The organism is Stenotrophomonas sp. YJH_SMC_105-26 (assembly GCF_059368915.1).
This window is the reverse complement of sequence record NZ_JCAFSD010000003.1, coordinates 71,282-98,108: the sequence shown is the minus strand read 5'-3', so window position 1 is coordinate 98,108 and position 26,827 is coordinate 71,282. Positions and strand designations below refer to the sequence as shown.

Genomic DNA, 26,827 nt, shown 5'->3' with positions numbered 1-26,827 from the left:
TCGGGCCGGCCGTGCATTGCAGACTGGGAGGAGAAAATGGTGGATCGCAGGCAGTTCCTGCAGGCCGGTGCACTGGCCGCAGGCATGGCGGCATTGCCGGGCGTGCAGGCGCGCACGCAGGGTGGGGCCCGGGTGGTCTCCACCTGGGACTTCGGCGTACCGGCCAACCAGGCCGCATGGAAGGTGCTGGCGCAGGGTGGCAGCGCGCTGGATGCGGTGGAGGCGGGCGCACGCTGGGCCGAGAGCGAGCTGTGCAACCCTACCGTTGGCCATTGCGGCAATCCGGATCGCGACGGCGTGCTGAGCCTGGATGCGAGCATCATGGACGGCGATGGCCGTTGTGGTGCAGTGGCCGCGCTGGTGGACATCCTGCATCCGGTGTCGGTGGCCCGCAAAGTGATGGAGAACAGCCCGCATGTGCTGCTGGTCGGCGAGGGCGCGCAGCAGTTCGCGGTGCAGCAGGGGTTCGAGCGCAAGCATTTGCTGACGCCGCAGGCCGAAGCGGCCTGGCGCGAGTGGCTGAAGACCGAGAAGTACCAGCCGCAGATCAATGCCGAGCGCCGTGGCATTCCCGGCAACAGCGACAACCACGACACCATCGGCATGCTGGCACTGGATGCCAAGGGCCAGCTGGCCGGTGCCTGCACCACCAGCGGCATGGCGTGGAAACTGCACGGTCGCGTTGGCGACAGTCCGATCATCGGCGCCGGCCTGTACGTCGACAACGACGTCGGCGCGGCCACTGCTTCGGGGGTGGGTGAAGAGATGATCCGCAACGCGGCTTCGTTCCTGGTGGTCGAGCTGATGCGCCAGGGGCGTTCACCGGCGCAGGCCTGCCGTGAAGCCATCGACCGCGTGGTGCGCAAGCGCCCGGAAGCGAGCAGAACGTTGCAGGTGTGCTTCCTGGCCATGAACAAGCAGGGCGAGGTCGGCGCCTACGCGCTGCATCGTGGCTTCGTCTATGCGGTGTGCGATGCGCAGCGCCAGGATGACCTGCGTGACTCGCCGTCGATCTACACGAGCACCCAGGCGTGAGTACGCGGCTGACCCTGGAGATCGCCAGCAACTCGCTGGCCTCGGCGCTGGCCGCGCAGGCTGGCGGCGCCGACCGCATCGAACTGTTCGACAACCTGGCCGAGGGCGGCACCACGCCGTCGTTCGCCAGCATCGCGATGGCCCGCGAGCGCCTGTCGATTCCGCTGTTCGTGCTGGTGCGGCCACGCCCGGGCGACTTCCACTACGACGCGCTGGAAACCGAACTGATGCTGCGTGACATCGCGCAGTGCCGCGCGCTGGGTTGCGATGGCGTGGTGATCGGCGCGCTGGACGTGCAGGGCGGCATCGACCTGGCGCTGTGCCGGGAACTGGTGCAGGCCGCCGGGCCGTTGCAGGTGACCTTCCATCGCGCCTTCGACGCCGCCCGCGATCTGCCGGCGGCGCTGGAGCAGGTGATCAGGCTGGGCTGCCAGCGCGTGCTGACCTCGGGCGGGCAGGCCAGCGCCGAGGCCGGTGCCGATGTGCTGGCGGGCCTGGTCACCCAGGCGGCGGGGCGCATCACGGTGATGGCTGGCGCCGGATTGGCCCCGGGCAACATCGCAACCGTCGCGCGGCAGACCGGCTGTACCGAACTGCACGCCTCCGCAAAAGGCCTGCGCCGCTCGGCGATGCAGTTCCAGAACCCGGCGCTGCGCGGTCTGGACCCGGACTGGAGCCAGGCCGCCGCCGCTACCGTGGCCGCGCTGCGGCAGGCGCTGGACGGCTGATCGAATCCGTCGGGCATGGCCCGGGGTCAGATCCCTTCTGCGAAGGGATCTGACCCCTGTCGCAACCCCGGCCGCAGGCACGCGACGGACAAAACCGTTCCGCGCGCGATTGTCGTGATCATGTCACTACTTCGTGCGCCGTTCTGTCAGCGATGCGTCGCAACTCTTTGATTGTTCTGGACACCGGCAGCCGATAGCGGCATCTCGCCGGCTGTTGCTGCGTTGCCGCATGCCGGGCGTGGTTCAGCTGTGCTTTAGTTTGGATCGATCCACAGGGGAGGTGCCATATCGGTCGTGAACCGATCCAAGCGCCTGGATCCGTCGTAGTGCCGCGCCACCGTCCGCCCGTGCGTCCACATCTTCGAAGAGCAACCACCCATGGCTCAGATCGTCCACAAGCGTCGCCACCTGCTGTCCCAGGCCCTGATCCTGGCCCTGTTGCCGCTGGCAGCCAGCGCGCAGGAAGCTGCCAGTTCGTCCACCAAGGATCTGGACGCGGTCACCGTCACCGGCTCGCGCATCAAGCGCGCCAGCGTCGAGGGCCCGGCGCCGGTCAACGTGATCACCGCCGCGCAGATCCAGAAGGAAGGCTTTGTCAGCGTGTACGACGCGCTGAAGACCCTCACCGAGGCCACAGGCACCGTTGAAGCCGCATCGCAATGGGGCTCGCATACGCCCAATGCCAGCGGCCTGAACCTGCGCGGGATGGGCCCGAACCGCTCGCTGCTGCTGGTCAATGGCCGTCGTGTAGCGGATTACCCGCTGCCCTACGGTGGCGAAACCAACTTCTCCAACTACGGCAACATTCCGGCCGCGGCGGTGGAGCGCATTGAAGTGCTGACCGGTGGCGCCTCGGCCATCTACGGTTCGGATGCGATCGCCGGCGTGGTCAACGTCATCCTCAAAACCAACTACGACGGCGACGAAGTGCGCGTGCGCGGCGGCACTTCCAGCGAAGGCGGACGTGATACCTGGGATCTGTCCTGGGCCGGTGGCAAGACCGGCGAAAACTGGAGCGTGACCTACGCGCTGCAGTACACCAAGCGCGACCCGCTGTTCGGGCGTGATCGCCCGCAGATGGACGATGCCGACGATGCGCCGTACCCGTCCTGGAACATGGAACAACGCAAGGTCGGCTTCCGTCCCACCGCCGGTCTGGCGCTGATCGATCCGACCACGGGCCAGCGCCTGGCGCCGCCCACCGGCACCTGCGAAAAATTCGACGGCGAGTATTACACCGCCGATCGATTGGTCTACAACTACGCCGCCAACCGCATCACCAACACCGGCCGCCTGTGCGGCATGAGCGCCGACTACGCCAACTGGCTGCTTACCGGCGGCGCCGAGAACGTGTCCGGAAACCTGTACGCCACCTTCGATTTCAGCAATGACCTGCAGGCCTGGACCAACCTGGCGGTGTATCGCTCCGAAGCGATCTGGGGCACCAATCCGCCCGGCGTGTCGCTGATCGACGATGACAACGGCTATTACTGGGATGCCAACCGCAACCGGCCGATCCTGGGCGTGCGCCAGTTCACCCCGAACGAAGTCGGGGGCCTGGATACGCTGCGCAACACCAACCGCGAACTGTCCTGGGACTGGAGCGCGGGCCTGCGCGGGCGCCTGGCCGACCGTTTTGACTGGAGTGCCACGGTGGGGCGTTCCTATTACCGCGTGGAAGAACGGCAGAACGTGGTCGACAAGCAGAAGTCGTATGACTACTTCCTTGGCCCGCGCCTGGGCACCACCGCCGATGGCGAGGCGATCTATGCGTTGAACGAATCGCGCTGGTGGAACCCGCTGACGCCGGACCAGTACTGGCAGATGGGGACCGTGGCGAAGAACCGCGCGGCGTCATGGGTCAACCAGGCGTCGGCGGATATCACCGGCGAGCTGTTCCAGGGCTGGGCCGGCCCGATTTCGTTTGCGGCGGTGGCTGAAGTCGCGCAGCAGGGCTATCACCTCAGTCCGGACCCGCGCGCTGGCATCGACTTCGACCTGCAGAATGTCGATCGCGGCGGCGGTGAGCGTACCCGCTACTCGGCCGGCGTCGAGTTCAAGATCCCGCTGCTGGACAGCGTGACCGCCACTGCGGCCGCGCGCTACGACCGCTATGGCAACTACAAGGCCGACGACAGCAGCGAAGCGCTGGACATCGGCAGCCAGAAGGAAACCACCTGGAACGTCGGCCTGGAATGGCGCCCGGTCGAATCGCTGCTGGTGCGTGGCTCGTACGCCACCAGCTTCCATGCGCCGGACATGCATTACCTGCTGGGCCAGCCGAGCAGTTCGGAAGTGCAGACCTATGACCGCCTGCGCTGCATCCAGAGCGGCGCGTACCTGGTCAACAACTGTGGCGTGGGCAACACCGACGTCTGGTACACGTTCGACGTGAACCGGCGTGGGACGCCGCTGCTGCGCTCGGAGACCGGTGATTCGTGGACGGTCGGCTTCGTCTGGGACGTGCTGCCGAACCTGTCGGTCAGTGCCGACTACTGGGCGATCAAGCTGGAAGACATGATCGTCGACGTCGGCGCCGATGAGGTGCTGGCCAGCGAGGCCGGCTGCCTGACCGGCAAGAACATGGACGGTACGCCATGGGCCAACCCGGCCGGTGGCGAGTACTGCGCCGGCATCCTGGCCCGCGTGAACCGTGACAGCAACGGTCGCCTGGTATCGATCGAGCGCGGCCCGTTCAACCTGGCCAGCCGCGAGGTGCGCGGCATCGACCTGACCGCGCGCTATCGCCTGGAAACCGCGCGGTGGGGCAGCTTCCAGCTGGGCGTGAACTACACCAACCAGATCTCGACCAAGGAGCAACGCTACGCCGCCGACCCGAATCCGGAACGCCGCGATCGCGACCTGCGCAGCAAGCTGCGCGCGAGCCTGGCCTGGCAGCGCGGCAACTGGAACGCCAATGTCTATGCCGACCGCATCGGTTCGGTGCCGGGCGTGCGCTACCACTGGGGTACCGACCGCCTGGACAACCCTGGTGGCTGCCTGCCGTTCGCCGATGGCTACGTGCCCAGTGACAGCCCGTCGCTGAACTGCCTGGAGCCGGCACGGCTGCCGGATGGTTCGGTGAACCCGAACCCCAACGCCGGGCAGCAGACGGCGCGGTACTACGGTCGAGTGGGGCCGTTCATCACCTGGAACTTCAACGTGGGCTACCAGCTGACCGAACACGCGAAGGTAAACGTGTACGTCAACAACGCCTTCAACGCCGCCAGCTGGAACCACAAGGACCCGTACAAGCTGGATTACGACTTCGCTCCGACCCGCCTGCTGGGCGCGGTCGGCCGCGAGTTCGCGTTGGAGTATGTGTTCACCTTCTGAGGTGACCTGCCTCCGCCGGTAGGTCCACGCCATGCGTGGATATGGACACCCGGGTGCCCATTCAGGAACTGCGGACAGGCTGGATTTGACCTTCCCACGATGGCAAGGTTTAGCCTGTCCGCATCCAGAAGGAGCCCCGGGAATCCGATCATGAGCACGCCCCGCGCCACTGCAGCCCCCGCAAGCCCTGCCACCATCAGCCTGCCCATCGAGGGCATGACCTGTGCCAGCTGTGTCGGCCGGGTCGAGGCGGCGCTGTCCAGGGTCGAAGGCGTGGGCAGTGTTTCGGTCAATCTGGCCACCGAGCGCGCGGATATCCGCCCGTCCGGTCCGGTCGATCGGGCCGCGTTGATCCAGGCGGTGGAGCGGGTGGGCTACGACGTGCCCGCTGCCACCACCGAGCTGTCGGTCGAGGGCATGACCTGTGCGTCCTGCGTGGGCCGAGTCGAACGTGCGCTGTTGGCCGTGCCCGGCGTCAGCCAGGCCAGCGTGAACCTGGCCACGGAGCGCGCCACGGTGCGTGGCGTGGCGGAAGTTGCAGCGCTGGTCGCCGCGATCGACAAGGCCGGCTATGACGCACGCGTGATTGAAGCCGGCGTGCAGTCCGATGACGAGGCCGCGGAAAAGAAGGATGCCGAGCGCGCCGAACTGAAGCGCGACCTGATCGTGGCGTCCGCGCTGGCGCTGCCGGTGTTCGTGCTGGAGATGGGGGCGCACCTGATCCCCGGCATGCACGAATGGGTGATGTCCACCATCGGCATGCAGGCCAGCTGGTACCTGCAGTTCGTGCTGACCGCGCTGGTGCTCGCCATCCCGGGCCGCCGCTTCTACCAGAAGGGCATCCCCGCGCTGCTGCGGCTGGCGCCGGACATGAATTCGCTGGTGGCGGTGGGCACCGCCGCAGCGTTTGGCTACTCGGTGGTGGCCACGTTCCTGCCGACGCTGTTGCCGGCGGGCACGGTGAACGTCTACTACGAAGCAGCGGCGGTGATCGTTGCGCTGATCCTGCTCGGCCGCTTCCTTGAGGCCCGGGCCAAGGGCCGCACCTCCGAGGCGATCAAGCGACTGGTCAATCTGCAGGCGAAGGTTGCCCACGTGGTCCGTGACGGCCGGACGGTGGATGTCCCGGTCAATGAAGTGCTGAGCGGCGACGTGGTGGAAGTGCGCCCGGGCGAGCGCGTGCCGGTCGACGGCGAGGTGGTCGAGGGCCGCAGCTACATCGACGAGTCGATGATCAGCGGCGAGCCGATCCCGGTCGAGAAGCAGCCGGGCAGCAGCGTGGTGGGCGGTACGGTCAACCAGAAGGGCGCACTGACGGTACGTGCCACGGCGGTGGGCGCGCAGACCATGCTGGCGCAGATCATCCGCATGGTCGAACAGGCGCAGGGCTCGAAGCTGCCGATCCAGGCGGTGGTCGACAAGGTCACCCTGTGGTTCGTGCCGGCGGTGATGCTGGCCGCGCTGGCGACCTTCGCAGTCTGGCTGATCTTCGGGCCCTCGCCAGCGCTGAGCTTCGCGCTGGTCAATGCGGTGGCGGTGCTGATCATTGCCTGCCCGTGCGCGATGGGGTTGGCGACGCCGACCTCGATCATGGTCGGGACCGGCCGTGGCGCCGAGATGGGTGTGCTGTTCCGCAAGGGTGAAGCGCTCCAGTTGTTGAAGGATGCACAGGTGGTGGCGGTGGACAAGACCGGCACGCTGACCGAAGGGCGCCCGCGCCTGACCGATCTGGAGATTGCTGCCGGCTTCGATCACAACACGGTGCTGGCGGCAGTTGCCGCAACGGAGTCGCGCTCGGAGCATCCCATCGCCCGCTCGATTGTTGATGCCGCGACCGGCCAGGGCATCGCGTTGCCGGGCATGGTCGACTTCGAATCGGTCACCGGCATGGGCGTGCGGGCCAGTGTCGAGGGTGCACGCGTGGAGGTCGGTGCCGATCGCTTCATGCGCGACCTGGGCGTGGACATCACTGTGTTTGCGACGCTGGCGGCAGAGCTGGGCATCCAGGGCAAGTCGCCGCTGTATGCCGCCATCGACGGCCGCCTGGCCGCAATCATCGCGGTATCCGATCCGATCAAGCCGAGCACGCCGGCCGCAATCGCGGCACTGCATCAGCTTGGCCTTAAAGTGGCGATGATCACCGGTGACAACGCTGGTACCGCGCAGGCGATCGCGCGCCAGCTCGGCATCGACGACGTGGTGGCCGAGGTGCTGCCGGAAGGCAAGGTCGAGGCGGTGCGCCGCTTGAAGGCCACACATGGCCATGTCGCCTTCGTCGGCGACGGCATCAACGATGCGCCGGCGCTGGCCGAGGCCGATGTCGGCCTGGCCATCGGCACCGGCACCGATATCGCGGTCGAGTCGGCCGATGTCGTGCTGATGTCGGGCAACCTGCAGGGCGTGCCGAATGCCATTGCACTATCGAAGGCGACGCTGGGCAACATCCGCCAGAACCTGTTCTGGGCCTTCGCTTACAACACCGCATTGATTCCGGTGGCGGCCGGCGTGCTGTATCCGACCTGGGGCGTGCTGCTCTCGCCGGTGTTCGCGGCCGGTGCGATGGCACTGTCCAGCGTGTTCGTGCTGGGCAACGCGCTGCGCCTGCGCCGCTTCCAGCCGCCGATGGCGGACGCCCCCGCCGCGATCCATTGAGGGAGAACCGCATGAATATCGGTGAAGCCGCCAAGGCCTCCAGCGTGTCGGCGAAAATGATCCGCTACTACGAACAGATCGGCCTGATTCCTGCGGCTGATCGCACCGAGTCGGGCTACCGGGCGTACTCGCAGGCGGACATCCACCGCCTGCGCTTCATCCGCCGCGCGCGCGACCTCGGCTTCCAGGTTGCCGAGATCACCGATCTGCTGGGCCTGTGGAACGACACCTCGCGGCACAGCGCCGACGTCAAGCACCTGGCCGAACAGCACATTGCCGACCTGGAGCAACGCATCGAGCACATGCGGCAGATGGCCGACACGTTGAAGTCGCTGATCAGCTGCTGCGCGGGTGACGAGCGCCCGGAATGCCCGATCCTGGAGCGGTTGGGCGAAGACCATGATGCCCCGGTGCCGGTCGTCGCCGCCAAGACCGGCGCGGTGCGGCGACGCGCACAGAAGCAATGAATCGATATCGCGTGCACTGAAAAGCCCGCCCTGTGACAGTGCACGGGGCGGGCTTGGTTCTGGATGCAGTTCAGGGAATCAGGCAGTGCGAGGCGGGAAGCCGGCATCGTTCACCGCGGCGAACACCTGTTCCTGCGACGCGGTGGTCTGCACCTTGACCAGCCCGGTCGGCGGATCGGCCACCACGCTGGCGTTCGGATCGATCTGCTGGATCGCACGGGTCACGCTGCGCGCACAGCCGCCGCAGGTCATGCCGTCGACATGGAATTCCATCTGTAGCTCCTTCGCTGCTCTTGGGATGGGACCAGTGTGCACCTTCCAACGATGGCAGGGTCAAGCGTCGGGCTGAACGACGAACAAGGCGCGGACAAAAAAAACGGCAGCCACCTGTACCAGCGCGGCTGCCGTGGAGGAACGTCCCCGCCAGGGCAGGGCATGGGTTGCGCCGGGACGTGCCCGGCCAACCCGGTGCGGGCTTAGAACTTCCAGTTCACGCCGAAGTACAACTGGCGACCGGCGTACAGGTTGGACAGCAGGCGGGCCTGGCTGTCGTTGCCGATGTAGCTGCGCAGCTCGGACTTGGTGGCGTTCAGCACGGCAGCCGTCACCGTCCAGTCCGGGGTCAGGTTGTAGGCCACGTTCAGGTCAAGCTGGCTGTACGGCTTGGTGTAGGTGGTCATGCCATTGTTCAGCCCGCCGACCACTTCACCGCGACGGTTGTACGAGGCACGCGCCAGGAACTTGTCGTTCTCGTAGAACACGGTGACGTTGGCCTGGTTCTTGGCGCTGCCGACCAGCGGCGATGAGCCGATTTCCTCGCCGTCCAGCACGATCGAGGCCAGGTTGGTGTCGTTGTAGGTGTAGTTGGCCTGCACGCCCAGACCGAAGTCGAAGGTGTACTGGCCATACAGCTCCACGCCCTGCGAAACGCCATCGCGGCCGTTGGCCTGGGTCTCGTACTTCTGCACGGTGACCGACTGCCCGCCGACGTTCATCTGCTGGTCGCGCACCACCGGCACGGTGAAGTTGTCCACGTTCTTGCGGAACAGCGAAACACCTGCGACCGCGCCCGGCTGGAAGTACCACTCCAGGCCCAGGTCGAACTGGACCGCCTTGAACGGCTCCAGCGCCTTGTTGCTGCCCGAGCCGTACCAGCCGGGCGTGTCGGTGCCGCCGGTGACACGGCGATCGTTGGCGTACTCCTCGCTGATGTAACGCAGGCCACCGGGATAGGCGATGCTGGTGTAGCTCGGGCGCGCGACCACCTTCGACGCCGCACCGCGCAGCACCAGGTTGTCGGTGATGTCCCAGGCAATGTTGAAGCTCGGCAGCACGTCGGTATAGGTCTTCTCCAGCGACGACAGGGCGTACACCTTGTCGCGCACCTGGGCGTCGGGCAGGCGGACGAAGCCACCCTGGCAGCGCAGGTTCGGATCGGCGGCCGGATCATCGCAGCTCATCGGCGCGCCGCTGGCGTTGTCGACGAAGTAGTCGTTGAAGCGCTCGACCGAGTCGCTGGACTGGGCGAACTGCTTGGTGCGCACCACGCGCACGCCGACGTTGCCGCGCACGCGCTCGGTGCGGAAGTTGGCCTGGAAGTAGCCGGAGTAGATCTTCTCGTTGACGTCGTAGACGAAGTCTTCCTCGGTGCGGTTGTGCGAGCCGCCGTAGGTCTTGTTCAGGTAATCGATGTAGGCCGGGTAGTTGATGCCCGGGAACACATTGGCGTTGAAGGCGCCGGTGATGTTGCTGATCGGGTTGGACAGGAAGAAGCCCGGCTGCGCGTTGCCAGCGGTCGGATCGCAACCGGCCTGGTAACGGTTGTTGTCATAGTCGGACGGGTCCAGGCCCGGGCACACCCAGTAGGTGTTGCCGGTGTTGCGGTGGACCTTGCCGTCGCGGTACTTGGCACCGAACTGGATCGAGTCCAGCCAGCCGGCCTCGAACAGCTTGGTGACGTCTGCCTGGAAGTAGTTCTGCTTGACTTCGGTCTGCATCCACGACGAGTCGGTGGAACCGGTATCGACTTCGGCGACGCCGGCCATCAGCTGCTGCTGCAGGTCGGGAGAGAACTGCACCGACGGCGTGCCGGTGAGGTCCCACGCGGTGTACTGGTTGCCGGACTGCCACTGGTTGCCCACCTTGCGGCGCGGCTTGGCCGACATGCGGAAGTTCATCGACGGACCACCTTCGGACCAGGTGCGGCCGCCGGTGAACGAGGCTTTCCAGAGGGGGCTGATGTCCCAGTCAATGGTCAGGTCCGCGGTCTGCGACAGTGCCTTTTCCTTGCTGTAGCCGCCGGTGAGCTGCGGGGTGGGGATGGTGCAGTCGTCCGGGCCCCAGCCACCGGGCTTGAGGCCGGCGGCAGCCGCTTCATCCTCGCTGCAGTAGTAGGTCTTACCGGCCAGCTTCTGGTACTGCGCGCCGGTGACGATGCTGCCGCTCGGATCGAAGTCCAGGCCATTGAGCAGGCGGCCGCCGGCCCAGTTGCCGTCCTGGTTGTAGCGGGCCAGGTTCCACTCCGGCACCTTCAGCATGTTCTGGGTGTAGTCACCCTGCAGCTCGAAGCGGAAGTAGTTGGCCGTCATCGTGACGTTGTCGACCGGCTTGAACTGGAAGGTCAGCTGCCCGCCCTTGCGTTCGCGCTTCTCTTCCTTCACCGCGAAGTTCACCGAGGTCGGCATGAAGAACTCACTGTAGTTCTTGCCGGTCTGGTTGTTGAAACCGGACTCGCCCCACCAGTAGTGGATGCCATCCTGCTCCAGCAGGTTGCCGTTGGCATCGCGGGCGGTGGTGCCGTTGCCGTACCACTGGTAGTCCTCGGTGCTGGCCTCCATGGTGCGGGTAGTGCGTTTCTGCTGGGTCACGCCGACCAGCACGCCGAAGCGGTCGTCCTTGCTGTGCCAGGAATACAGCGCCGACACCTGCGGGTCGACGTCGTGGCTGGTGTCGGAGGTGGTGCCCTCCAGGTTCACGTAGCCGGAGTTGGATTCCATGTCGAGCGGACGGCGGGTATGCAGGATGACCGTGCCGCCGATGCCGCCTTCGTCGATGCGTGCTTCCGGCGACTTGAACAGCTCGGCGCTGGACAGCATGTTCGACGGCAGCAGGGTGTAGTTGAAGGAACGGGTGGCTTCGTTGTTGGTTTCCGAGGAGGCGACGAAGTTGCCGTTCAACTGGGTCAGGGTCAGGTCCGGTGCAAGGCCGCGCACGCTGACGCTCTTGCCTTCGCCACCGCTGCGGGTGATGACCACGCCGGGCACGCGCTGCAGTGCGTCGGCCACGTTCTTGTCGGGGAACTTGCCGACGTCTTCGGCGGTGATCACTTCGACCACGGCGTTGGCATCGCGCTTCTGCTCAAGGCTCTTTTCAATGGCATAGCGGTAGCCGGTGACCTGGACGCTGTCCAGAGTCGTGGCGTCCTGCGAGCTGGTGGTCGTGGCCTGCTGCGCGGCGGCGCCTGCCGGAATGACGGCTGCAGCCAGGGCCAGCGCGATGGCCAGCGACAATGCGTCCTGGCCGTGCGTACGTGTTGAATGCTTCATTCCCATCTCTCCCTCTCTCCTGGATTGATCCGGTGACGTGGCACGGACAACTTGAATCGATCTAATTTGAAGTGAATTTGTCGCTGTCGCCATGCAGTGGCAGTAGCACCGCACGCGTGGCCTGGTGTACGTCCTGTTGCTGCTCCCCCAACTCCCGGCCATCGCAGCGTCGTCTTGGATCGATCTAAGCGATGGGCGGGCGATTTTTAGCATGGGTCGCCCTTGGGCGCATGCTGCTCCGCAATATGGTACTGGCGTGGCGTAGGGATGACGGTTTGCTGAAATCAGTGAAATCGTTTTCGTGCGCAGGGAGGGGGGGCGGCAGGGCTGCGCCCTGCACCTGCGGGTGGTGCCGGCCGCTGGCCGGCAAGAGCCAAAGCCAAAGCGGCTCTGGGTTGTCTGGGTTTGGCGGTGCGGTGTGGACTGGCAGGACACGCCGTAAACCCTTCCATGGGGGCTCGATGGCGCCATCCATGGCGCCAACGGTCCTGCCAGCCCACACCGCCCCACCTTTGACAGTTTCCCGGTGACGGTTGGATTGATCCTGGAGCGACATGGGGTCATGGGGTTAGATCCGTTTCCCGTTGGAAAACGGATCTGACCCCGGATTGATTTCGATATCTGACAGAGATTCATCCACGCATGGCGTGGATCCATCCACAGATCGCGGAAATCTGTCGAAGGCGGGGTGGGTCCGGTTGCGGGGGTGTCCGCGGCATGGATGCCGCGGCCAAGCCCCCAGGGATGGGTTTACGGCGTCCCTCGCAACCGGACCCACCCCGCCATTCCACGGATCGCCGGCTTTTGCTGTTGCTTCGGCTGTTGCTTCTGAGGTTGCCGGCCAGCGGCCGGCACTACCCGCAGGTGCAGGGCGCAGCCCTGCCGAACCCCCTCATGCTGCGCCGCAGAATGCATTCGGCTGAAACTGCATGCTCTACTTGAATCGATCTAAATCCACGGTCACGTGGGTCGGGCGTCATTCCAGGGGGAGCCTTCTGCCGGTCCAGGCAGAGCTCAGCGGAACGGTGCCGGAAGGCCCGGGCCGTCTGTCTCTGCGTCATCGACTACAGGAACCCGACATGCGTCCAGTGCCGTCCGCTCCCGCCGTCCCATCATCCTCGCGCCCGCTGGTGCGCCTGGCCTGCCTGATTGCGCTGTCGGCGGCGCCGATGCTGCTGCAGGCCGCGCCGGCAGCGCTGGAGCGCGAGGTCAATACCTTCATCGGCAGCAAGGACGACGGCAACACGTTCCCGGGCGCGTCGGCGCCGTTCGGCCTGATCCAGGTCAGCCCGATCGGCAGCCACTATTCGGGTTGGCGCTATGACGACGAGAAGATCCGTGGCTTCGGCCACTCCTTCATCTCCGGTGCCGGCTGCTGGGAACAGGGCGGCCAGGTGTCGGTGCTGCCGGTCACGGGCTCGATCGGTCCGGGCGGCGATTTCGATACCGGCAACGCCAAGCAGTTCGACCACAAGGCCTACGCCGCGTCCTACACCCACGATGGCGAGGTCGGCCAGGCCGGCTACTACAAGGTGCGGCTGACCAGCTACGGCGGCATCGATGCCGAGGCGACCGCGCGTACCCGTGCCGCGGCCGAGCGCTACACCTTCAGCCAGCGCAGTGGCGATGGCCACGTGCTGGTCAATGTCGGCCAGGCCAACGAGCGCCATTCGGTGATCGGCAGCGTGGTCGATGTGGTCGGCGACCGCGTGGTCGAGGGCAAGCTGGTCACCAAGAGTTTCTGCGGCGGCCATCAGTACACCACCTGGTTCCGCATCGAGTTCGACCGTCCGTTCAAGGCGCATGGCACCTGGGGTGAGGGCGGCGGCCTGCCGGGCGCGCGCCACAGCATGGAAGGCGAGCAGAAGCCGAACGGTGCCTGGCTCAGCTTCGACCTGGCCAAGGGCCGGTCGGTGACGGTGGTCAGCGCGATCTCGCACGTGGATGCCGAAGGCGCGCGCACCAACCTGCGTGCCGAGGGCATGCAGGGTGGGTCGCTGCTCGGTTTCGACCGCATGCGCGCGCTGTCGCAGCAGGCCTGGCGTGAGCAGCTTGGCCGTGTACGCGTGCAGGGCGGCACCGCCGATGACCGCACCGTGTTCTACAGCGCGGTCTACCACGCGCTGCTGCAGCCGATGACCGGCAACGATGCCGATGGCCGCTACCGCGGCTATGACGATGGCATCCACCGTGCCGAAGGCTGGACCTATTACGAGTACTTCTCGCTGTGGGATACCTACCGCGCGCAGAACCAGTGGCTGGCACTGACCCGCCCGGACGTGGCGCGCGACATCGGCCGCACCCTGCTGGCGATCGATGAGCAGGGCGGTTGGCTGCCGCGCTGGGGCTATGCCAACTTCGAAACCAACATCATGACCGGCGATCCGGTCACCCCGTTCATGGTCGACCTGTGGCGGTTCGGTGCACTCAAGGGCCGTGAATCGCAGGCGTGGGATGCGCTGCGCCGCAATGCCTTCGGCACGCCGCCGCTGAACTCGCGCATGGCCGGCCGCTCCGGCAACCCGACTTACCTGGACAAGGGCTACGTGGCCTATGACCGTGCATTCCCGTCCAAGGGCATGGACGTCGATCCGCACCACGGTGGTTCGGCCACGCTGGAGTACGCGCTGGCCGACTGCGCGCTCTCGCAGATGGCCGACGGCCTGGGCCATGCCCAGGATGCGGCGACGCTGCGCGAGCGCGGCCGCAACTGGCGCAAGGTGTGGGACCCGCAGGTGCGCGACGCCGAGACCGGCTTCACCGGGTTCCCGCGCCCGCGTAACGAGGACGGCCAGTGGTACACCCCGTCCGACGGCCATTACAGCCCGCGTTCGCACCACGGTTTCCACGAGGGCACGGCGTGGCAGTACCAGTGGCTGGCGCAGCAGGACGTGCCGGGCCTGGTCGAAGCGATGGACGGCCGCGAGCAGGCGGGCCGCCGCCTCGATGCGTTCTTCGCGATGGACGCGCTGCAGGCCGACCCGCTCAATGCCGCCCGCAAGGCGTGGGTGGTCGGGCCGTACAGCTACTACAACCAGTTCCGCTACAACCCGAACAACGAGCCGGACCTGCACTCGCCGTGGCTGTACACGCTGATCGGCCAGCCGTGGAAGACCGCGGCCGTGGTGCGTGCGGCGCAGCAGCTGTTCACCAATGCCCCCAACGGTGTGACCGGCAACGATGACCTCGGCACGATGTCGGCCTGGTACCTGTTCAGTGCCATCGGCGTGTACCCGGCGGTGCCGGGCAGCGGCCAGTTCCTGCTGCACACCCCGCGCTTCAGCAAGGTGGAAGTGGACATGGGCAATGGCCGCACCCTGCGCATCGACGCGCCGGGCGCCGATGGCCGCCGCCTGCAGTATGTGCAGGGCGTGCAGGTCGATGGCCAGGCGCATGCACCGGTGTGGCTGGACTGGAACCGCCTGCAGCAGGGCCCGCGCGTGCGCTTTGCGCTGGATGCGAAGGTGCCGGAGCAGGGCTGGGGCACGGCGGTGAAGGATCTGCCGGTATCCTGGTGCGCGGCACCGGGCAGCCAGCTGCGCTGAGCCGGACTGTGCCGTTCGCGGCGACCCAGCGAACGGCACGGCACGACACGGCCCTGATCCATTAGGCTTGAGCTTCCAGCGGAGTCCGGGAAGACGATGAACGACAACGGCAGCAGTCCCAGCAAGCGCGCCGGCAAGGCGGTGACGGTGACCGACATCGCGCGTGCGATCGGCGTGTCACGGGCAACCGTGTCGCTGGTGCTGCGCGGCAGCCCGCTGGTCAATGTCGATACCCGCGCCAAGGTCGAGGCCGAGCTGCGCCGCCAGCGCTATGTCTACAACCGCGCGGCGGCCAACCTGCGCCGGCGCACCTCGTCGAGCATCGCGCTGGTGATCAACGACCTGTCCAACCCGTTCTTCGCCGAATTCGCGTCAGGCGTGGACGAGGCGCTGGGCGGGCGCGGTTACGTGACGTTGCTGGGCAGCACCGGGGAATCGCCAGAGCGCCAGCAGGCCGTGCTGTCCACGCTGATGGAGCACACCCCGGCCGGCCTGATCCTGTCGCCGGCCGAGGGCAGCGACACCGCGCAGTTGCGGCAGGCGCTGGGCGCCAATGCCAACGTGCTGCTGTTCAACCGCGAACTGGCCGGGGCTGACTGGGACTTCCTGACCCTGGACAACCAGCACGGCGCCTATCTGGCCACGCGCCACCTGATCGAGCGCGGCCATCGCCAGATCGCCTTCTTCGGCGGCCACGCCGCATCCAGTTCCTGCCACCAGCGCCGCGCCGGTTTCCAGCAGGCGCTGGCCGAGGCCGGGCTGTCGCTGCCGCCGGGTTGGATGATCGAGTCGGCGCCGAACCGCCTGGAAGCAGCAGCGCGCACCGATGAACTGTTTGCCGATGGCCATCGTCCGAGTGCGGCGGTCTGCTACAACGACACCGTCGCGCTGGGCCTGATGCTGGGCTTGAACTCGCGTGGCATCCGTCCCGGTGGCGACTTTGCCGTTACTGGTTTCGACGACATTTCCGAGGCTGCGGTGGCGGTGCCACCGTTGACCACGCTCACTGCCGACCCGCGCGAGCGTGGCCGGCAAGCGGCCGCGCTGCTGCTGCAACGGCTGGACGAACCGGATGCGCCGCCACGGCGCACGGTCGCGCCGGTGCAGCTGCGCATCCGCGAAAGCAGTGCTGCGCGACCGAACTGATTCCTTTCATACACCCCTTCCACGCAACAACGACCTTCCGCGCATCGAGGCGCGTACCGCATGCCGATCTCCGCAACGCCCCGTCCATCGGGTTCCTCGGGCAACGCACCCGCCGTCACCAACGGCAAGGCGTTGGCTGTCGTCACCACGATCTTCTTCATGTGGGGCTTCCTGACCTGCCTCAATGACATCCTGATCCCGCACCTGAAGGCGGTGTTCGAACTGAACTACGCCAAGGCGATGCTGGTGCAGTTCACCTTCTTCGGCACCTATTTCCTGATGTCGCTGCCGGCGGGGCGGCTGGTGGCGGCGCTGGGCTACAAGAAAGGCATCGTCGCCGGCCTGGTGATCGCCGGCATCGGCGCGCTGGGCTTCTGGCCGGCGGCCGAACTGCGCGTCTATGGCGCCTTCCTCGGCGCACTGTTCGTGCTGGCCACCGGCATTACCGTGCTGCAGGTGGCCGCCAACCCCTATGTCGCGCTGCTGGGCCCGGAGCAGACCAGCTCCAGCCGCCTGACCCTGGCGCAGGCGCTGAACTCGCTGGGCACGGCCATCGCCCCGATCTTCGGCGGCATGCTGATCCTGTCCAACACGGTCAAGAGCGCTGACGACATCGCGGCGCTGCCGGCCGCCGAGCAGCTGGCCTACCGTGCCGCCGAGGCGCAGGCTGTGCAGGGTCCGTACGTGGGCCTGGCGGTGGCGCTGGTGCTGCTGGCGCTGTTCGTATTCCTGTTCCGCCTGCCGGCGCTGAGCGACGCCACCGAGCAGGCCGACCAGGGCCACCACCACAGCTACCTGGATGCGCTGCGCAAGCGCCACCTGCTGCTGGGCGTGCTGGGCATCTTCTTCTACGTCGGTGCCGAAGTGTCGATTGGCAGCTTCCTGGTCAACTACCTGTCGATGCCGAACATCGGTGGCTTCAGCGAGCAGCAGGCCACGCATTACGTGTCTGCCTACTGGACGATGGCGATGATCGGCCGCTTCGCCGGTTCGGCGCTGCTGGCGCGCTTCTCGCCCAGCCGTCTGCTGGCGATCTTCGCGCTGGTCAACGTGGCGCTGCTGGTCACCACCATGCTGAGCTCCGGCAACGTCGCGCTGTACTCGGTGGTGGCCATCGGCCTGTTCAACTCGATCATGTTCCCGACCATCTTCGCGCTGAGCATCGAGCGCCTCGGCCCGCTGACCAACAAGGGGTCCAGCCTGCTGATCATGGCCATCGTCGGCGGTGCCGTGGTGCCGTACCTGCAGGGCGTGCTGGCCGACCACATCGGTGTGCAGGCCAGCTTCATCCTGCCGCTGCTGTGCTACGGCTACATCATTTTCTACGGACTGGTCGGCGCGCGTACGCCGGCCTCCGCAACGCAGGGAGGCTGAGTCCGGAATGGGTGCCATCGTTTGCTTCGGCGAAATTTTGATCGATCTACTAGCACAGCCGCCGGCCTCGGCCGACACCCCGCGTGCGTTCCTGCAGTACGCCGGTGGGGCGCCGGCCAACGTCGCGGTGGCGGCTGCGCGGCTGGGTGCGAAGACCCAGTTCGTCGGCATGCTGGGCCGCGACATGTTCGGCGATTTCCTGGCCGACAGCCTGGTCGAGCACGGCGTGGGTACCGATTACATCGTGCGCACCGACGCGGCGAAGACCGCACTGGCCTTCGTGGCCCTGGATGCCAATGGCGAGCGCAGCTTCAGTTTCTACCGCCCGCCGGCGGCTGACCTGCTGTTCCGTGACAGCGACTTCCAGGCGGCGTGCCTCGACAGCGCGCAATGCTTCCACGTCTGTTCCAACAGCCTGACCGAGCCGGCCATCGCCGAGGCGACCTTTGCCGGCATGGACCGTGCCCGCGCTGCCGGTGCGGTGGTCAGCCTGGACCTCAACCTGCGTCCTGCCCTGTGGCCGGCGAACGAGGACCCGGCGCCGCGCCTGTGGCAGGCGCTGGAACGCGCCGACCTGGTCAAGCTGTCGCGCGAGGAGCTGGACTACCTGGCCGCGCCGCTGGGCGCCGATGGCGAGGCGGCGGTGCTGCGGCGCCTGCTGGCCGCGCGGGCGCGCTGGGTGATCGTCACCGATGGTGCAGCCACGCTGCACTGGTACACCCGCGACAACCACGGCACGGTCACCAGCTTCCGCGTGGCCACGGTCGACACCACGGCGGCCGGTGATGCCTTCGTCGGTGGCGTGCTGGTTGGCCTGCTGGAGCGCGGCGGGGCCGGTGCCGGTTTTACCGCCTTCTGCCAGGACCCGGAGGCGATCACCGCCACGCTGCGCTTCGGCGCAGCGGTCGGCGCGCTGGCTGTTACCCGCAAGGGCGCGTTCGCCGCGATGCCCTCGCTCGATGAAGTGCAGCAGCTGCTGCAGGCACAGGACATTACTGCATGAGCACCTCGCCCGATTTCCGTTCGCCCGCGTTCCTGCGCGCGCACATCGCCGATACCATGGCGTTCTACCACCCGCGCTGCATCGATCCCAACGGTGGCTTCTTCCACTACTTCCGTGATGACGGCAGCATCTACGATGCCAGCCATCGCCACCTGGTGAGCAGTACCCGTTTCGTCTTCAACTACGCGATGGCCTACCGCGAGTTCGGCAATGCCGAGTACCGCGACGCGGTCGAGCACGGCGTGCGCTACCTGCGCGAGGTGCACCGCAACCCGGCCACCGGCGGCTATGCCTGGACCCTTCGTGATGGCAAGGTCGAGGACGACATGAACCACTGCTACGGCGTGGCCTTCGTGCTGCTGGCCTACAGCTGCGCGCTGAAGGCAGGTATCGAGCAGGCCCGCGCGTGGATGGACGAGACCTGGCAGCTGCTGGAAGCGCGCTTCTGGGAGCCGCAGCACGGGCTCTACAAGGATGAAGCGGACGGCCAGTGGAACTTCACCGGCTATCGTGGGCAGAACGCCAACATGCACATGTGCGAGGCGATGCTGGCCGCGTTCGAGGCCAGTGGCGAGCAGCGCTATGTGGAGCGCGCGCTGCAGCTGGCCGACAACATGACCCGCCGCCAGGCGGCCAAGGCCGGCGGGCTGGTCTGGGAGCACTACGATGAGAACTGGGAGATCGACTGGGACTACAACCTGGACGACCCCAAGCACCTGTTCCGCCCGTGGGGCTTCCAACCGGGGCACCAGACCGAGTGGGCCAAGCTGCTGCTGATCCTCGATCGCCACGTGCAGGCCGACTGGCTGGTGCCGACCGCGCAGCACCTGTTCGACGTGGCCGTGGCGCGCAGCTGGGACGACGCGCGAGGCGGCCTGTACTACGGCTTCGCACCGGAATCGCGCCGGCAGCCGGGCATGGATGGCGCGCCGATCGGCGGCGACAGCTTTGTCTGCGACGACGACAAGTACTTCTGGGTGCAGGCGGAGACGCTGGCGACCGCCGCGCTGATGGCCAAGCGCACCGGCGATGACCGCTACTGGCAGTGGTACGAACGCATCTGGGCGTACGCGTGGGAACACTTCGTCGACCATCAGTTCGGCGCCTGGTTCCGCATCCTCGATGCCGACAACCGCAAGTACAGCGACGAGAAGAGCCCGGCCGGCAAGGTGGATTACCACACCATGGGCGCGTGCTACGAAGTGTTGAACGTGGTGCGTTGAGGCGCGTGTCGCCATACGCATGATGAATCGGAATCAGTAGCGCCGGGCCACGCCCGGCGGAGAAACAGGAGCTCCGCGTGCATCGTCTTTCCCTCGTTGTCCGTCTGCTCCTGCTGCTGGTCGCAACGTCGGCCTTCCCGGCAATTGCAGCGCCTCTGCAGGCACAGTGGGAGTTCCGCATGCTGCCCGGCGACGCGCAGGGCGCCGCCCACCCAGGCCTGCAGCAATGGCGTGCGGCAACGGTGCCGGGCAGCGTGCACACCGAGCTGCTGGCGCATGCGCTGATCCGCGACCCGTACGTGGGTGCGCCCGAAGCGGAGCTGCAATGGATCGGCCTGGCGGCCTGGGAGTACCGCGCGCGCTTCGACGTGGACGCGGCGATGCTGGCCAAGCCCCATGCCGAACTGCGCTTCGACGGGCTGGACACTTATGCCGAAGTCAGCCTCAACGGCAAGCCGCTGCTGCGCGCGGACAACGCGCACCGGACCTGGCGCGCGCGCGTGGAAGGGCATCTGCGCGCAAGGGGCAATGAACTGCAGATCGTGTTCCGCTCACCGATCCGCACGCTGCTTCCGGGCGTACAGGCGATGCCACACAAGATCGCTGGCAACTACCCGTCGCCGTATGGCGATGAGCCGAAGGACGCGATGGTCGGAAACTTCGCGCGCAAGCCGGCCTACCACTTCGGCTGGGACTGGGGCCCGCGTTATGTCACCGCCGGGGTCTGGCGCGGGGTCGACCTGCAGGCTTGGGATACGCACCGCCTGACCAGTCTTGCCGTGCGCACCGATGCATTGAGCGCGGAGCAGGCGAAGCTGGCGGTGCTGCTGCAGGTGGAGCAGGGCAGCGCCACCGGTTCTGCGGTCGTCAATGTGGAAGTCCTCGATCCGCAGGGTCGCAGCGTGGCCCAGCAGCAGCGCACCGTACTGCTGAAGCCCGGGCAGAACAGTGTTGAACTACCGATTGAACTGGCGGAACCGAAGCGGTGGTGGCCGGTCGGCCATGGTGCGCAGGATCGCTATACCGTGCAGGCGCGCCTGGATGGCGGTGCCGACGCAACGCTGGTGCGCGAGCAGCGCATCGGCCTACGCACGGTCGAACTGCGCCGCGAAGAGGACGGCAAGGGCGGGCAGGGCTTCGCCTTCGTCATCAACGGCGTGCCGATCTTCGCCAAGGGCGCCAACGTCATTCCGTTCGATGCCTTCCCCGCACGCGTCGACGCAGCACGCCTGCGCCAGGTGCTGACCGCCGCGCGCGACGCCAACATGAACATGCTGCGCAACTGGGGCGGTGGCTACTACGAGGACGACGCGTTCTTCGACATCGCCGATGAGCTGGGCCTGCTGGTCTGGCAGGACTTCATGTTCGGCGGCGGCATGCAGCCGGGCTACGATCCGGCCTTCCGTGCCAGCGTGGTGGCCGAGGCGCGCGACAACGTGCGCCGGCTGCGCCATCACCCCAGCATCGTGCTGTGGTGTGGCAACAACGAGGAAGAAACCGCCTGGAAGGACTGGGGTCACGGCCGCGACCTGAAGGCGGCCGACCCGGCATTTGCGGCGAAGGTCTGGCAGGGCTATGTCGACCTGTTTGGCAACGACCTGCGCCAGGTGGTGGGCGAGGAAGGACTGGGCGTACCGTACTGGTCCAGTTCGCCCAGCAACGATCTGGACGAGAAGGCCAACGATTCGACCCGCGGCGACAAGCACTACTGGCAGGTCTGGGGCAATCCGGCGCTGCCGGTGCAGGCCTACCTGCGTGAGACGCCGCGCTTCATGTCCGAGTACGGGCTGCAGGCGTGGCCGTCGGTGGCGACGGTGGATCAGATCGCCACCCGCGCCGAGCAGCGCATCGACAGCCCGGTGATCCGCGCGCACCAGAAATTCATGGCCGGCGAGGGCAACAGCCGCCTGCTGCACTACATCGAACAGGGCTATGGCACGCCGAAGGACTTCGAGGACTTCGTCTACCTCAGCCAGGTCATGCAGGCCGATGGCATCGCACTGGCGGCGCTGCATCATCGCGCCTCCCGGCCATACACGATGGGTTCGCTGTACTGGCAGCTCAACGATGTCTGGCCAGGCGCCTCGTGGTCCAGCGTGGATTACTTCGGCCGCTGGAAGGCGCTGCACTTCGCCGCGCGGCGCTTCTTCGCGCCGGTCACGGTAGCCGCGCTGCGCGATGAAGGCAGCACGCGGGTACGCCTGATCAATGACGGTGCGGCGCTGGATGCACGTTGGCGGCTGCGGGTGATCGACATGGACGGCAAGGTGCTGCGCCGTCGCGAGGATGCGGTGACGCTGGCGGCGTCGGGTGTGACCTCGATCGGTGATTTCCGCGATGCCGAATTGCTGGCCGGTGCCGACCCGAAGCGCACGGTGGCGGTGTTTGAGCTGCTGCGGAACGGGGCGGTGAGCGCACGGCAGGTTGTCGGATTCGTCGAAGCCAAGGACCAGGTATTGCCGCGGCAGAAGCTCAAGGCCACCTTGTCCATCGAAGGCGACCACTATCGACTGCGGCTGGAAAGCGCGGCGTATGTGCGTGCGACGTGGATCGACTTCGGTGCGCTGGACGTGCAGGTCGAAGAAAACCTGCTGGATCTGCTGCCGGGCGAAACCCGCGATATCGCGGTGCGCGGCCCGGTGGATCTGGTTACCCTGCGCGAGGCGCTGAGGGTGAAGACCCTCAACGAGCGTTGAGGGATATCCCGCTTTGGTAGGTGCCAACCTTGGTTGGCACACCAGGAGCCTGCCAACCAAGGTTGGCCTCTACCATTTTGCTTACAGCTGGATCTGCTGGAAGTTCTCGACCCGCTCGTGGCCGTTGGCGGACTGGCCGGTACGCGGCATCGGGTAGTCATCCAGGCGGTCGATCAGCCGGGTCTGCAGGCCGGCTTCGCGGGCAGCATCCAGTTCTTCGACCACATCGGACAGGAACAGGATCTCGCCGGCCGGCACGCCAATGGCCTGCACGATGCGGCGGTAGCTGTCGGCCTCACGCTTGCCACCCATCTCGGTATCGAACCAGCCCGACACCAGCGGGCTGAGGTCACCGGCATCGCTGAAGCCGAAGAACAGCTTCTGTGCCGGCACCGAGCCGGAGGAGTACACGTACAGCGGCAGGCCGGAGGCATGCCAGCCCTTCAGCACCGGTGCCACTTCCGGGTAGAAGTGCGCGGTGTAGTCGCCGCGACGGTAGCCCTCATCCCAGATCAGGCCCTGCAGCGCCTTCAGTGCGGTGTGCTTGCGGTCCTGGTCAATCCAGCCCTGCAGCGTCTCGGCCACCAGGCTGTCCTGGCAGGCGCCGCCGATCTCGGTAGCCACCGCGTCCAGCCAGCGGCGGACCTCCGGCTGCTGGCCATGTTCGGCGACGAACGCGGGCAAGGCCTTGCGGGCATAGGGGAACAGCACGTTCTTGACGAACGAGATGCTGCTGGTGGTGCCTTCGATGTCGGTCAGGATGACGCGGGGCTGCATGGATCAGGACGCCTGGGTAGGTACGTAACGGGGGAACTTCTGCGCGATGTCGGTGCCGGTGAAATGACCCACCCAGCCGTCCGGCTCGGTGAAGAAGCGGATCGCCACGAAGCTCGGTTCATCGCCCATGTCGAACCAGTGGGTGGTGCCATCGGGCACGGCGATCAGGTCGTCCTTCACGCACTCGATCTCATAGACCTTGTCACCCACGTGCAGGGTGAACAGGCCCGAGCCTGCGACGAAGAAGCGCACCTCGTCTTCCTTGTGGAAGTGCTCGTCGAGGAACTTCTTGCGCAGCTCGGCGCGGTTCGGGTTGTCCGGGGCGATCGAGGCCACGTCCACGCTCTTGAAGCCGCGCTCGGCGACCAGGCGGTCGATGTCCGCACGGTAGGCGGCGAACACTTCCTCCTGGCTGGCGCCCGGCGCGACTGGCGCGGTGGCCTGCCAGCGCTCGAAGGTGACGCCGATCTTCTGCAGCTCGGCAGCGATGACCGCGCCGTCCTGGGTGTCCAGCAGCGGCGATTCGGGGCGGGTGTCGTCGTAGATGCGCAGTCGGCTCATGGCGGCAGCTTGAACGTCTCGGGGGGAAGACAGGGTAGCAGGGTGGGGGCGAGGCGCAGATTCCGGATCGGCATCTGCACCTGCGCGCAGGCTCAGCCGCGCAGCTTGCGCAGCTCGAGCTCGCAGTGGAACAGGAATTCGAAGGCTTCCAGGTGGCGGCGCGCCTCGGCCATGTCACGACCCCAGGCATACAGGCCGTGGCCGTCGATCAGGTAACCCCACAGGTTCTGCCGGTCGAGCAGGTCGTCGACCTGCGCCGAGAGCACGTTCATGTCCTGGGTGTTGGCGAACACCGGCACGTCGATGGCCATTTCATGGGTGCTGTTGCCGGCGAAGGCCTTCAGCAGCTCGTAGCCTTCCAGGCGGATATGACCCTGCGGCGCGTACAGGCGCGAAGCGATGGTCTGCACCGGCGAATGCGTATGCAGCACACAGCCGATTTCCGGGAAGCGGCGGTACAGCTGGGTGTGCAGCAGGGTCTCGGCGGACGGGCGCAGCGGGCGACCGACGGCCAGGCCGTCGAAGTCCACCACCATGATGTCGTCCTCGATCAGCCGGCCCTTGTCCTGGCCGGACACGGTGATCGCGGCGTGGCGGTCATCCAGGCGGTGGGAGAAATTGCTGCTGGTGGCCGGGGTCCAGCCGGCGTGCGCCAGTTCGCGGACGTTGTCGATCAGCAGCTGGGCCAGTTCGCTCAGGCGCGCGGTGTCGTACGGGAAGGTGGGGGCGTTCATGCCGGCGATTTTACTGGATTCGGCCAACGGCTGAGCCCCTCGTGGCGGGTCGTGTAGAGCGGTTCATGGGCGGGCGGGGCGGGTGGGCCGTGCAGGGGACGCTGCAAGTACGTCCCTGTAAGCTCGATGGCGCCATACATGGCGCCAACGCCCTTGCACGGCCCACCCACCCGCCTCGGACAGGTTCCGGCGTGCGGCCAGCCACGGAGTGAAGAAGGAAAAGCGAAACGCGGGTCGCGGCGCTGGGCTTGCTCGGAGCCGAGCATGGCTCGGCTCTACAGGGGATTCATCGACCGGAGAGAATTCATCTCTCAGACGCAATTCATCCACGCATGGCGTGGATCTACCGGACGTGCCAGGAGACTGTCGGAGGCGGCGAGGGGGGAGGTTGCGGGGGCGTGAGCCGCATGGATGCGGCGACCGAGCTTACAGGGATGTACTTGCAGCGTCCCCCGCAATCTCCCCCCTCCCCGCCAAACCCTCAGCCCAGCTCTTGCCGTCGCTCCGGCTTCAAAGGCGGGTGCAGGGCCGCAGGCCCTGCAATACAAAAACCCCTTACTGACCCCGCAGGCGGCTGTGCCGGAACCCGTAGCAGAAATAGATCACGAAGCCGACGAACGTCCATACACCCATCAGCATCCAGTTGTGCATCGTCATCGCCGACAGCAGCGCCAGGCAGCTCAGCACGCCCAGGCTGCAGATCAGCCACGCCATCGGCATGCGGAACGGGCGCGGCAGGTCCGGCTGGGTGCGGCGCAGGATCAGCACGCCGGCGCAGACTGCGGCGAACGCGATCAGCGTGCCCATCGAGGTCAGCTCGCCGAGGATGTCCAGCGGGAACAGCGCCGCCAGCAGCGCGATGCCGATGCCGGTGATCACGGTGTTGATGTGCGGCGTGCGGTACTTCGGGTGGATCCGGGTGAACACCGGTGGCAGCAGGCCGTCGCGCCCCATGATCATGAAGATGCGCGGCTGGCCGATGATCATCACCAGCACTACCGAAGACAGGCCGACCAGCGCACCGACCTCGACCACCCAGCGCAGCCAGCCCAGCTGTGGGTGCGCGGCCACGGCAGTCACCACCGGCTCGTCGGTGCCCAGCAGCTGGAACGGCACCAGGCCAGTCATCACTGCGGCCATTGCGATATACAACACGGTGCAGATCACCAGCGACAGCATCATGCCGATCGGCATGTCACGCTGCGGGTTCTTCGATTCCTGCGCCGCCACCGATACCGCCTCGAAACCGATGTAGGCGAAGAACACCATCGCCGCGCCACGCAGCACGCCTTCCATGCCGTACTTGCCCGGGCCTTCATTGGCCGGAATGAACGGGGTCCAGTTGCTGGTGTCCACGTATTTCCAACCGACCACGATGACCAGCACGATCAGGCCGGTCTTGAGCACGACCATCGCCATGTTCATCGCCGAGGACTTGCTGATGCCGACGTAGCACAGCCAGGTCAGCAGCAGCACCAGTGCGGCGGCGGGCAGGTTGGCGATCGCGCCGGTGGGGCGCAGCTGCGCGTCCAGTGGCGCGCTGACCAGTGCCGCCGGTAGATGGATGTCGAACTGGCTGAGCAGGCTGAGGAAATAACCGGTCCAGCTGACCGCCACCGCCGAGGCGGAGACGCCGTACTCGAGCACCAGCATCCAGCCGATGAACCAGGCCGAGAGCTCGCCGAAGGTGGCGTAGGTGTAGGTGTAGGCGCTGCCGGAGACCGGCACCATCGAGGCGAATTCGGCATAGGCCAGCGCGCAGAAGGCGCAGCAGATGGCGGCCAGCACGAAGGACAGCATGATCGCCGGGCCGGCGTGGTTGGCGGCGGCCTGGCCGGTGATGACGAAGATGCCGCCGCCGATCACCGCGCCGATGCCCAGGGCGGTCAGCCCCCAGGGGCCAAGGTGGCGACGCAGGCTCAGGCCGTTGGCGTCTTCATGGGCGGCATGCGGATGCTTGGTGGCCCACAGTTGCTTGAACATGTGTGGTGGTCTTGTCGAAGCG

17 protein-coding genes are annotated in these 26,827 nt (G+C 66.6%); 11 read left to right on the top strand and 6 right to left on the bottom strand.

The genetic code is table 11. The annotated features are described in order from the left end of the window. The first annotated feature begins 36 nt into the window (after positions 1-36). The 5 genes from AC5P7F_RS10265 (at position 37) to cueR (ending at position 8,218) form a co-directional block, all read left to right on the top strand. Entirely contained in the window at positions 37-1,035 is a 999-nt protein-coding gene (locus tag AC5P7F_RS10265) for a glycosylasparaginase (RefSeq protein ID WP_041863371.1), read from the top strand. Beyond that, the gene (locus tag AC5P7F_RS10260) at positions 1,032-1,763 is read left to right on the top strand and encodes a copper homeostasis protein CutC (RefSeq protein WP_164077859.1); all 732 of its coding nucleotides are present in this window, start codon (positions 1,032-1,034) and stop codon (positions 1,761-1,763) included. The genes AC5P7F_RS10265 and AC5P7F_RS10260 overlap by 4 nt, the downstream gene beginning before the upstream one ends. Positions 1,764-2,141: 378 nt before the next feature. After that, positions 2,142-5,099 carry a TonB-dependent receptor domain-containing protein gene (locus AC5P7F_RS10255; protein WP_164077858.1) on the top strand — a complete coding sequence of 986 codons (2,958 nt, stop codon included), beginning with the start codon at positions 2,142-2,144 and terminating at the stop codon, positions 5,097-5,099. 150 nt (positions 5,100-5,249) lie between these two features. Continuing rightward, entirely contained in the window at positions 5,250-7,751 is a 2,502-nt protein-coding gene (locus AC5P7F_RS10250) for a heavy metal translocating P-type ATPase (RefSeq protein WP_197641397.1), read from the top strand. An 11-nt stretch (positions 7,752-7,762) separates the two neighbouring features. Continuing rightward, complete coding sequence (gene cueR / locus AC5P7F_RS10245; RefSeq protein ID WP_134808815.1) at positions 7,763-8,218, top strand: Cu(I)-responsive transcriptional regulator; 456 nt, start codon at positions 7,763-7,765, stop codon at positions 8,216-8,218. Positions 8,219-8,296: 78 nt separating this feature from the next. Here cueR and AC5P7F_RS10240 read toward each other — a convergent pair whose 3' ends face one another. Both AC5P7F_RS10240 and AC5P7F_RS10235 read right to left on the bottom strand, forming a co-directional pair. Further along, complete coding sequence (locus tag AC5P7F_RS10240; protein ID WP_008267227.1) at positions 8,297-8,491, bottom strand: heavy-metal-associated domain-containing protein; 195 nt, start codon at positions 8,489-8,491, stop codon at positions 8,297-8,299. A gap of 203 nt (positions 8,492-8,694) precedes the next feature. Next, positions 8,695-11,769, bottom strand: a complete 3,075-nt coding sequence (locus tag AC5P7F_RS10235; protein ID WP_164077856.1) for a TonB-dependent receptor — start codon at positions 11,767-11,769, stop codon at positions 8,695-8,697. Positions 11,770-12,842: 1,073 nt separating this feature from the next. On the opposite strand from AC5P7F_RS10235, the gene AC5P7F_RS10230 reads away from it, so the two are divergent. From AC5P7F_RS10230 to AC5P7F_RS10205, 6 genes are all read left to right on the top strand, one after another. Then, positions 12,843-15,308: a GH92 family glycosyl hydrolase gene (locus AC5P7F_RS10230; RefSeq protein WP_164077969.1), complete on the top strand. Its 2,466-nt coding sequence runs from the start codon at positions 12,843-12,845 to the stop codon at positions 15,306-15,308. A gap of 96 nt (positions 15,309-15,404) precedes the next feature. After that, positions 15,405-16,454, top strand: coding sequence for a LacI family DNA-binding transcriptional regulator (locus AC5P7F_RS10225; protein WP_014646964.1), 1,050 nt, complete (start codon positions 15,405-15,407; stop codon positions 16,452-16,454). 60 nt (positions 16,455-16,514) lie between these two features. Further along, positions 16,515-17,828, top strand: coding sequence for an L-fucose:H+ symporter permease (gene fucP / locus AC5P7F_RS10220; RefSeq protein WP_032957977.1), 1,314 nt, complete (start codon positions 16,515-16,517; stop codon positions 17,826-17,828). Between the two features lie 7 nt (positions 17,829-17,835). Beyond that, positions 17,836-18,831 (top strand): carbohydrate kinase family protein, encoded by a 996-nt coding sequence (locus AC5P7F_RS10215; protein ID WP_046430385.1) that lies wholly within the window; start codon positions 17,836-17,838, stop codon positions 18,829-18,831. Next, complete coding sequence (locus AC5P7F_RS10210) at positions 18,828-20,054, top strand: AGE family epimerase/isomerase (RefSeq protein ID WP_049408762.1); 1,227 nt, start codon at positions 18,828-18,830, stop codon at positions 20,052-20,054. Before AC5P7F_RS10215 ends, AC5P7F_RS10210 begins: the two co-directional genes overlap by 4 nt. A gap of 77 nt (positions 20,055-20,131) precedes the next feature. Beyond that, positions 20,132-22,750, top strand: coding sequence for a glycoside hydrolase family 2 protein (locus AC5P7F_RS10205; RefSeq protein WP_164077970.1), 2,619 nt, complete (start codon positions 20,132-20,134; stop codon positions 22,748-22,750). An 81-nt stretch (positions 22,751-22,831) separates the two neighbouring features. Here the strand turns inward: AC5P7F_RS10205 and mtnC are convergent, their stop codons facing one another. From mtnC to AC5P7F_RS10185, 4 genes are all read right to left on the bottom strand, one after another. Next, on the bottom strand, positions 22,832-23,527 hold the full coding sequence (mtnC, locus tag AC5P7F_RS10200; RefSeq protein ID WP_014646969.1) for an acireductone synthase: 696 nt from the start codon (positions 23,525-23,527) through the stop codon (positions 22,832-22,834). A 3-nt stretch (positions 23,528-23,530) separates the two neighbouring features. Next, positions 23,531-24,088 carry a 1,2-dihydroxy-3-keto-5-methylthiopentene dioxygenase gene (locus AC5P7F_RS10195; protein ID WP_005409451.1) on the bottom strand — a complete coding sequence of 186 codons (558 nt, stop codon included), beginning with the start codon at positions 24,086-24,088 and terminating at the stop codon, positions 23,531-23,533. Positions 24,089-24,180: 92 nt separating this feature from the next. Next, positions 24,181-24,822: a methylthioribulose 1-phosphate dehydratase gene (locus AC5P7F_RS10190; RefSeq protein ID WP_164077971.1), complete on the bottom strand. Its 642-nt coding sequence runs from the start codon at positions 24,820-24,822 to the stop codon at positions 24,181-24,183. A 555-nt stretch (positions 24,823-25,377) separates the two neighbouring features. After that, positions 25,378-26,805, bottom strand: a complete 1,428-nt coding sequence (locus AC5P7F_RS10185; protein ID WP_014646971.1) for an amino acid permease — start codon at positions 26,803-26,805, stop codon at positions 25,378-25,380. Positions 26,806-26,827 lie beyond the last annotated feature (22 nt).

What these genes read in the sequence shown, in the direction of transcription:
- AC5P7F_RS10265 (WP_041863371.1), top strand. Translation starts at nt 37, where the DNA reads ATGGTGGATCGCAGGCAGTTCCTGCAGGCCGGTGCACTGGCCGCAGGC.
- AC5P7F_RS10255 (WP_164077858.1), top strand. Translation starts at nt 2,142, where the DNA reads ATGGCTCAGATCGTCCACAAGCGTCGCCACCTGCTGTCCCAGGCCCTG.
- AC5P7F_RS10250 (WP_197641397.1), top strand. Translation starts at nt 5,250, where the DNA reads ATGAGCACGCCCCGCGCCACTGCAGCCCCCGCAAGCCCTGCCACCATC.
- cueR (WP_134808815.1), top strand. Translation starts at nt 7,763, where the DNA reads ATGAATATCGGTGAAGCCGCCAAGGCCTCCAGCGTGTCGGCGAAAATG.
- AC5P7F_RS10240 (WP_008267227.1), bottom strand. Translation starts at nt 8,491, where the DNA reads ATGGAATTCCATGTCGACGGCATGACCTGCGGCGGCTGTGCGCGCAGC.
- AC5P7F_RS10235 (WP_164077856.1), bottom strand. Translation starts at nt 11,769, where the DNA reads ATGGGAATGAAGCATTCAACACGTACGCACGGCCAGGACGCATTGTCG.
- AC5P7F_RS10230 (WP_164077969.1), top strand. Translation starts at nt 12,843, where the DNA reads ATGCGTCCAGTGCCGTCCGCTCCCGCCGTCCCATCATCCTCGCGCCCG.
- AC5P7F_RS10225 (WP_014646964.1), top strand. Translation starts at nt 15,405, where the DNA reads ATGAACGACAACGGCAGCAGTCCCAGCAAGCGCGCCGGCAAGGCGGTG.
- fucP (WP_032957977.1), top strand. Translation starts at nt 16,515, where the DNA reads ATGCCGATCTCCGCAACGCCCCGTCCATCGGGTTCCTCGGGCAACGCA.
- AC5P7F_RS10215 (WP_046430385.1), top strand. Translation starts at nt 17,836, where the DNA reads ATGGGTGCCATCGTTTGCTTCGGCGAAATTTTGATCGATCTACTAGCA.
- AC5P7F_RS10210 (WP_049408762.1), top strand. Translation starts at nt 18,828, where the DNA reads ATGAGCACCTCGCCCGATTTCCGTTCGCCCGCGTTCCTGCGCGCGCAC.
- mtnC (WP_014646969.1), bottom strand. Translation starts at nt 23,527, where the DNA reads ATGCAGCCCCGCGTCATCCTGACCGACATCGAAGGCACCACCAGCAGC.
- AC5P7F_RS10195 (WP_005409451.1), bottom strand. Translation starts at nt 24,088, where the DNA reads ATGAGCCGACTGCGCATCTACGACGACACCCGCCCCGAATCGCCGCTG.
- AC5P7F_RS10190 (WP_164077971.1), bottom strand. Translation starts at nt 24,822, where the DNA reads ATGAACGCCCCCACCTTCCCGTACGACACCGCGCGCCTGAGCGAACTG.
- AC5P7F_RS10185 (WP_014646971.1), bottom strand. Translation starts at nt 26,805, where the DNA reads ATGTTCAAGCAACTGTGGGCCACCAAGCATCCGCATGCCGCCCATGAA.